Raw genomic sequence first — 7,105 nt, 5'->3', positions numbered from 1 at the left:
CGCGCCCCCCCCCCCCCCGGGGCCCCCCCCCCCGCCCGGCGGCCCCCGGCCGGGCCCGGTGTTCCTGGCGCCCGGTGCTAACAGCTGTGCGCTGCGGAGGGGCGCTTCGCCGCGATGTACGGCTTGCCCATGTGCGCGACGACGTCGGCCGGGCAGGTCTTGATCCAGTTGGAGCCCGCCGTGTGGTTCTTGACCTTGGCGTCGCTGCAGTACTCGACGCGGTCAGCGGTCTTGAAGCACTGGTAGCCGGGGTACCCCGCCGCCGAGGCGGTGTTGACGCCGGCGAACAGGCCGGCCACGGCCAGCAGGGCGACGGGCAGAACGGAACGCATCCTCATGGTTTTCTCCCGTTGGTTCGTCTGGGCAGTGGCCCGATCCTGGCAGCGCGGCGAAGGCGGGGGCAATGCGACATGACATGTTTAGGTCAACCTGTGTTCGAGTGAACTCCCTTCATCTTCTTGGCCGTTGACGGCCCGTCGGGCAAGGTCAGGCCGTGAGCAGGCGCGAGCGGAGGGCGGCTATCCGGGCGGGGGAGAAGCCGAGGGTGACGGTGGCGTAGTCCTCGACCGAGCCGTGGCGGGCGGCGAGGTCGGCGAGGGCGAGGCGGATGACCGTCTCGGGGGCGCGTCCGTAGCCGGGCCAGCGCAGGGTGCGGCCGGGGTGGGCGGCGTGCCACTCGGCGATGAGGTGCGGGGTGGCCAGCTCGGTGAGGGCGAAGTCGGCGGCGATGTCGTCCTCGGAGACGCCGAGCAGGGTGAGGACGAGGGCGGCGATGAGCCCGGTGCGGTCCTTGCCGGAGGCACAGTGGAAGGCCACGGGCTCCTCGGCGGCGGCGATCACCTCCAGGGCCTCGTGGATCTCCTCCACCCCGTCCTCGGCGACCTCGGCGAAGCGGTCGGCGAGGTACCGCCAGGGGTCGACGTCCGGGTCGATCTCGGCCTGGTCGTAGGGGCGGTGCTCGATCGAGAGGTTGTGGTAGACCAGCCCCTCGTAGTCGGGCACCCGGCCCTTGGCGGCGATCTCCCAGGGGTAGCGGAGGTCGATCACGGTGCGCACGCCGAGGGCCTGGAGCCGGTCGAGGTCGGCGGGCGAGGTGAGCTTGCCGAGTGAGTCGGAGCGGTAGAGCAGGCCCCGGCGGACGGACCGGCCGTCGGCGGCGGGGTGGCCGCCCAGGTCGCGGAAGTTGTGCAGCCGTTCGAAGGTGAGCTGACGCATTGTCATGCGCGGCACTCTAACCAGCGGTGCCCGTGGGGCCGGCGGGCCCCCGATGCCCGGTGGGGCCTCCGTGTTAGGCGGGGCCCCGGCGCCCGGTGGGCCCCGGGTGCCCGGCGGCGCCTTCGTAGCCGGCGGTGAGGAGTTCGAAGGCGCGGTCGGCGTTGGTGGCGGCCTCGAAGTGGAGTTCGTCGGCGGTCTGGCCGTCGTCCCGGATCCGGTGCCAGTTGTGTTCGGCGAGGACCCGCTGGGCGGCGGTGACCTGGGCGGCGAGGAGGGGTGCGGTGAGGCGCCGGGGCGGGGCCAGGTCGGGGGCCTCGTGCAGCGCCCGGGCGAGGGACTGTTCGGCGCGGGCGAGGTATTCGGCGCCCCGGGCCTTCAGGCTCGGCGTGGAGTGCACGAGATCGCTGAACGCCAGGACCCGGGGGTCGTCGTTGAGCCCGGTGATGGGGTCGCGCCGGGCGAGCCCGTCCAGGAAGTCCCGGTGCAGGGCGGCCAGCACCGGTTCGCCGGCCGCCCGGCCGTGGACCACGCCGGCGGCCTGGTCCTGGTGGTCGGCGAAGCGGTGGACGACCAGGTCCTCCTTGGTGGAGAAGTAGCTGAACAGCGTCGGCTTCGACACCTCGGCGGCGGCCGCGACGTCCGCCACCGAGACCGGGTCGAAGCCGCGCTCCAGGAAGAGCGCGATCGCGGCCTCGGAGATCGCCCGCCGCGTCCGCTCCTTCTTCCGTTCCCGCAGTCCGCTCATGGCGTCAGGCTAGCAGGATTCCTTGACTGAGGAAGGTCTCTGACCCGGTATGACTTTCGGGCTGGCCGCCCGCCGCCTCTCAGGAACTCAGCGAGTCCAGGATGCGGCGGATCGACTCCACCACCGGGGCGCCGGCGGCGGCGAGGGCGGCGACGCCGGAGATGTTGCGCAGGGCGCGGCGCAGGGTGGCGGGCGGGGTGGCCTGCCCGTTGCCGAGGTCCGCCAGCGACTCGTCCAGCACCTCGCGGTCCTCGGCCGGCACCTGCTCGCGCAACTGGCGTACGGCGGCGATGAGTTCGCGCATCGCAGTCTGCGGGTCGGCCGGGCCCTGGTGCTTGATGATGCCGATGTTGTGGTCGCCGTGCTGGGTGACCGAGTCCCCGAAGTGGATGCCGCCGCTCACAGGCTGACCTTCTTTCCGGTGTTGTGGTCGCCGTACTGGTTGATCTGGTCGCCGATGTGGACGTTCTCCACCTGGAGCGCGAACTCGGCCAGCGGGTTGTCGATCGCTTCCATGATCAGCTGGATCAGGTTGCCGACCTGCTGGGCGTCGTGGCTGACCACCGCCGTGTTCGAGGAGCTGGAGGTCTCGATGATCAGCTGGTAGACCGTGCGCATCTGCAGCCGCTTGACCAGCCGGTAGAGGCTGGCCGCGAAGAGCACGAGCGCCACCACGCCGATCACGTTCTTGGTCGTCTCCTGGTTCGCGCCGCTCCCGAGCAGCGAACCGAGGAGGGCGGTGGCCACCAGCAGGCCGATCACCTGCCGGACGAACCGGATGATCACCCGCGCGCGCTTGGGCGGCAGCAGCTGGAACTGCCGGGCCCGGGCGATGTTGTGGAGCGGATAGGCGTCGCCGCCCACCCACAGCACCCGCCGGCTCACTCTGACGTCGATCACACTGCTTCTGCGTGCCAAGTCGTCCCCCTACCCGTAGTGGCGGGGAGAACCATAGCAACGGTCGCCGACGGCGGCGGCGGGAGTGCCGCCCTGCTGGTCGGGCGGCAGTGCCCGGTCAGGTGCTGCGGTCGGCGAGTACCTCGCGGACGACGTGGCGGGCGTTGGCGGTGAGGCCCGGATTGGTGTGACGGTAGTAGGGGATTGTCACCAGCGCGATGGAGAAGGCCCAGGCGCGGCCGCGGGCCCACATGGCGTCATCGGCGCGGAGGGCGGCGCGGAAGGCGGGGCGGGCGGAGGCGGGCAGCAGGTTCCAGGCGACGATCAGGTCGGCGGTGGGGTCGCCGACGCCCATCAGGCCGAAGTCGAGGACGGCGCCGAGCCGGCCGGACCGGTCGAGCAGGAGGTTCCCGGGGGTGAGGTCGCCGTGCATCCAGGAGGGCGGGCCGGCGTACTCGGAGAGGCGAAGCGCCTTGTCCCACAGGGCGGTTGCGGCGTGGGTGTCGACCGCTCCGGCGAGTTGGGCGATGGCCGCGCGGGTGGCGCCGTCGCGGGAGGCGAGCGGGACGCTGCGGTGGCCGGCCGGGCCGCCGGCCGGGTTGACGGCGCGCAGGGCGTTGACGAAGGCGGCGAGGTCGCGGGCGAGTGCGCCGGGGGCGGCGAGGGCGCCGGCGACCGGGTTGGCGCCCTCGAACCAGCGGAGCACCGACCACTCCCAGGGGTAGCCGGCGGCGGGCCGGCCGACCGCGAGCGGGGCGGGTATCGGCCGTGGCAGTCGGGGGGCCAGCGCGGGCAGCCACTGCTTCTCGCGGCGGACGTCCCCGGCCGCCCATTCCACCCGGGGGAGCCGGACGGCGAGTTCGGGCCCGAGGCGGAACATCGCGTTGTCCGTCCCGGTGGAGGTGACCGGTGTGACCGGCAGGCCGACCCAGTCCGGGAACTGGGCGGAGATCAACCGCCGTACCAGGGCCGCGTCGATGACCAGTCCGTCGGGGTGCATCCGGGTGGCAGCGCACATGCCCGGCAGCGTACAGCGCGGATCGGTGCCCTTCAGCGGATTCCCGGAATGCGTACGGCCGGCCTCAGTTCAGCGTGACCCGCACGCCGATCGTCCCGCCCTTGCCGAAGCGCAGCACGTTCGCGGTCAGCGCGATCGCGCACAGCAGCCCGTACTTGCGGCGCAGCAGCTTCCGGTAGGCGGGCGCGCGGCCGGGGTCGAGGACGGCGGTGGCCGGGACCTGCTCGCCGAGCAGGGTGCCGCGGATGTCGCTCGGCCCGACCAGCACGTCGGAGCGGTTGCGCAGCCGCTTGACCTTGCCGGTGCGGGTGACGGTGGTGAAGACCAGCGCGTCGCCGTCGCGCGCCACCCAGACCGGGGTGGGCACGGGGGTGCCGTTCTTGCGGTGGGTGGTGAACAGCAGGTACTTGGCGGCGGCGAGTTCGTCCAGCCGGGCGGCGTCCGGCGGGCGGGAGGCGTCCAGTGCGGGGGAGGTGTCCATGCGCGTCAGCGTAGGAAGGCGCAACGGGGCACTGCTTGAGTCTGGTTGGGGTCGCGGGCGGAGGGCGCCACGCCCGGCCGCCCCGGGTGCGGCCGGGAGCTGTCCCCGGCACCTGCCAGAATGCAGGGCGTACGGCGAAAGCACTGAAGGAGAAGGTGACCGGCTTCGTGACCACGCCAGTCGAACAGGTGGCCCGGCAGGCCCAGCAGGCGATCGAGCGCAAGATCGCCGAGGAACTGGGCGTTCGCGACGGGCAGGTGAAGTCCGCGGTCGAGCTGCTCGACGGCGGCGCGACCGTGCCCTTCGTGGCCCGCTACCGCAAGGAGGTCACCGGTTCCCTGGACGACGCCCAGCTGCGCACCCTGGAGGAGCGGCTGCGCTACCTGCGGGAGCTGGAGGAGCGCCGGGCGGCCGTCCTGGAGTCGATCGGGGCCCAGGGCAAGCTGGACGACGCGCTGCGCGCGCAGGTGCTGGCCGCCGATTCGAAGGCCCGGCTGGAGGACATCTACCTGCCGTTCAAGCCGAAGCGGCGAACCAAGGCGCAGATCGCCCGTGAGGCGGGCCTGGAGCCGCTGGCCGAGACGCTGCTCGCCGATCCCTCGCAGGATCCGGCGGCGCTGGCCGCCCGGTTCCTGAACGAGTCCGTGGCCGAGCCGGCCGCCGCGCTGGAGGGCGCCCGGGCGATCCTGGTGGAGCGCTTCGGGGAGGACGCCGACCTGGTCGGTTCGCTGCGCGAGCGGATGTGGACCCGGGGCCGGCTGGTGGCCACCGTGCGTGGCGGCAAGGAGCAGGACGGCGCCAAGTTCGCCGACTACTTCGACTTCGCCGAGCCGTACACCAAGCTTCCCTCGCACCGCATCCTGGCGATGCTGCGCGGCGAGAAGGAGGAGGTGCTGGACCTCGACCTCTCGCCGTACGACGGCGAGGAGGGCGATCTGCCCGGCGAGAACGACTACGAGCGGCGGATCGCCGCCCGCTTCGGCATCGCCGACCACGGCCGCCCGGCCGACAAGTGGCTGGGCGACACCGTCCGTTGGGCCTGGCGCACCCGCGTCCTGGTCCGGCTCGGCATCGACCTGCGGTCGCGGCTGCGGGCCGAGGCGGAGGAGGAGGCGGTGCGGGTGTTCGCCGCCAACCTGCGCGATCTGCTGCTGGCCGCGCCGGCCGGCACCCGCGCCACCATGGGTCTGGACCCGGGCTTCCGGACGGGGGTGAAGGTCGCGGTGGTGGACGCCACCGGCAAGGTCGTCGCGTACGACACGATCTACCCGCACCAGCCCGCCAACAAGTGGGACGCCGCGCTCGCGACCCTGGCCGCGCTGGCGAAGAAGCACGACGTCGACCTGGTGGCGATCGGCAACGGCACCGCCTCCCGGGAGACGGACAAGCTCGCCGAGGACCTGCTCAAGCGCCACCCCGAGCTGAACCTCACCAAGGCGATGGTCAGCGAGGCGGGCGCCTCGGTCTACTCGGCCTCCGCCTTCGCCTCGCAGGAGCTGCCGGAGCTGGACGTGTCGATCCGCGGCGCGGTCTCGATCGCCCGCCGCCTCCAGGACCCGCTGGCCGAACTGGTCAAGATCGACCCGAAGTCGATCGGGGTCGGCCAGTACCAGCACGACCTGAGCGAGGTGAAGCTCTCCCGTTCGCTGGACGCGGTGGTCGAGGACTGCGTCAACGCCGTGGGCGTGGACGTCAACACCGCCTCGGCGCCGCTGCTGACCAGGGTCTCCGGCATCACCGGCACGCTCGCCGACAACATCGTGGCCCACCGCGACGCCAACGGCCCGTTCCGCACCCGCCGGCAGCTCAAGGACGTCTCCCGGCTGGGCCCGAAGGCCTTCGAGCAGTGTGCGGGCTTCCTGCGCATCCCCGACGGCGACGACCCGCTGGACGCCTCCAGCGTGCACCCCGAGGCGTACCCGGTGGTGCGCCGGATCCTGGCGTCCACCGGCGGGGAGCTGAGCGGGCTGATCGGCAACGGCGAACGGCTGCGGGCCCTGCGCCCGGGCGACTTCGCCGACGAGGTCTTCGGCATCCCGACCGTCACCGACATCCTCGGCGAGCTGGACAAGCCGGGCCGCGACCCGCGCCCGGCGTTCCGCACCGCGACCTTCAAGGAGGGCGTCGACAAGATCGGCGACCTGGAGGTCGGGATGGTGCTGGAGGGTGTGGTCACCAATGTGGCCGCGTTCGGCGCCTTCGTCGACGTGGGCGTCCACCAGGACGGGCTGGTGCACGTCTCGGCGCTGTCGAGGACCTTCGTCAAGGATCCGCGCGAGGTGGTCAAGCCGGGCGACATCGTGAAGGTCCGGGTCGTCTCGGTGGACGTGCCGCGCAAGCGCATCGGACTGACCCTGCGGCTGGACGACGAGGTCGGTCGCGACCGGGGCGGCGACCGCGGTGACCGGGGCGAGCGCGGCGAGCGCGGTGGCGACCGGGGCCGGGGCGGTGAGCGCGGCGAGCGGCAGGCCCGCCCGCCGCGCCAGGAGCGCCGGGGCGGCGGCCAGGACCGGCGCGGCCAGGGCGGCGGCTCGGGCGGTTCCGGCGGTTCGGGCGGCTCGGGCGGCTCGGGCGGTTCCGGCGGTGGCGCGTCGCTGGCGAACAGTGCGATGGCGGACGCGCTGCGCCGTGCGGGCCTGACCGGCGGCGACGCCTCGGGTGACCGCCGCTCCGGGCGGCGCTGAGCGGCTGGGGCGCTGGGGCGCTGGGGCGCTGAGGTGCTGAGCGGCTGACCGCAGCGACCAGCGCC

The 7,105-nt window shown here is 73.1% G+C and carries 8 protein-coding genes; 1 reads left to right on the top strand and 7 read right to left on the bottom strand.

From position 1 onward, the window contains the following. Positions 1–77 precede the first annotated feature (77 nt). From ACFV6I_RS36005 to ACFV6I_RS35975, 7 genes are all read right to left on the bottom strand, one after another. On the bottom strand, positions 78–338 hold the full coding sequence (locus ACFV6I_RS36005; RefSeq protein WP_159398394.1) for a hypothetical protein: 261 nt from the start codon (positions 336–338) through the stop codon (positions 78–80). A gap of 148 nt (positions 339–486) precedes the next feature. After that, positions 487–1,221: a tyrosine-protein phosphatase gene (locus ACFV6I_RS36000; protein ID WP_380430159.1), complete on the bottom strand. Its 735-nt coding sequence runs from the start codon at positions 1,219–1,221 to the stop codon at positions 487–489. 67 nt (positions 1,222–1,288) lie between these two features. Then, complete coding sequence (locus ACFV6I_RS35995; RefSeq protein WP_063347053.1) at positions 1,289–1,960, bottom strand: TetR family transcriptional regulator; 672 nt, start codon at positions 1,958–1,960, stop codon at positions 1,289–1,291. Between the two features lie 79 nt (positions 1,961–2,039). After that, positions 2,040–2,363, bottom strand: a complete 324-nt coding sequence (locus ACFV6I_RS35990; RefSeq protein ID WP_063347052.1) for a hypothetical protein — start codon at positions 2,361–2,363, stop codon at positions 2,040–2,042. Continuing rightward, positions 2,360–2,878 (bottom strand): DUF6232 family protein, encoded by a 519-nt coding sequence (locus ACFV6I_RS35985; RefSeq protein ID WP_380430156.1) that lies wholly within the window; start codon positions 2,876–2,878, stop codon positions 2,360–2,362. Before ACFV6I_RS35985 ends, ACFV6I_RS35990 begins: the two co-directional genes overlap by 4 nt. Positions 2,879–2,975: 97 nt before the next feature. After that, positions 2,976–3,875 carry an aminoglycoside phosphotransferase family protein gene (locus ACFV6I_RS35980; RefSeq protein ID WP_380430154.1) on the bottom strand — a complete coding sequence of 300 codons (900 nt, stop codon included), beginning with the start codon at positions 3,873–3,875 and terminating at the stop codon, positions 2,976–2,978. Between the two features lie 64 nt (positions 3,876–3,939). Beyond that, positions 3,940–4,356 carry a PPOX class F420-dependent oxidoreductase gene (locus tag ACFV6I_RS35975; RefSeq protein ID WP_063347049.1) on the bottom strand — a complete coding sequence of 139 codons (417 nt, stop codon included), beginning with the start codon at positions 4,354–4,356 and terminating at the stop codon, positions 3,940–3,942. Between the two features lie 167 nt (positions 4,357–4,523). Here ACFV6I_RS35975 and ACFV6I_RS35970 point away from each other — a divergent pair, with 167 nt between their 5' ends. After that, a complete protein-coding gene (locus ACFV6I_RS35970; protein WP_380430152.1) occupies positions 4,524–7,040 on the top strand; it encodes a Tex family protein in 2,517 nt (838 codons plus the stop codon). The last annotated feature ends 65 nt before the right edge of the window (positions 7,041–7,105 follow it).

The sequence above is a fragment of the Kitasatospora sp. NPDC059803 genome (genome assembly GCF_042732255.1).
Classification (GTDB): Bacteria; Actinomycetota; Actinomycetes; order Streptomycetales; family Streptomycetaceae; genus Kitasatospora.
The sequence above is the reverse complement of the archived record's forward strand: the minus strand, read 5'-3'. Positions and strand labels throughout refer to the sequence as shown.

Bases quoted from the DNA above. Each gene is read 5' to 3' on its own strand.
- ACFV6I_RS36005 (WP_159398394.1), bottom strand. From the start codon at position 338: ATGAGGATGCGTTCCGTTCTGCCCGTCGCCCTGCTGGCCGTGGCCGGC.
- ACFV6I_RS35975 (WP_063347049.1), bottom strand. From the start codon at position 4,356: ATGGACACCTCCCCCGCACTGGACGCCTCCCGCCCGCCGGACGCCGCC.
- ACFV6I_RS36000 (WP_380430159.1), bottom strand. From the start codon at position 1,221: ATGACAATGCGTCAGCTCACCTTCGAACGGCTGCACAACTTCCGCGAC.
- ACFV6I_RS35995 (WP_063347053.1), bottom strand. From the start codon at position 1,960: ATGAGCGGACTGCGGGAACGGAAGAAGGAGCGGACGCGGCGGGCGATC.
- ACFV6I_RS35980 (WP_380430154.1), bottom strand. From the start codon at position 3,875: ATGTGCGCTGCCACCCGGATGCACCCCGACGGACTGGTCATCGACGCG.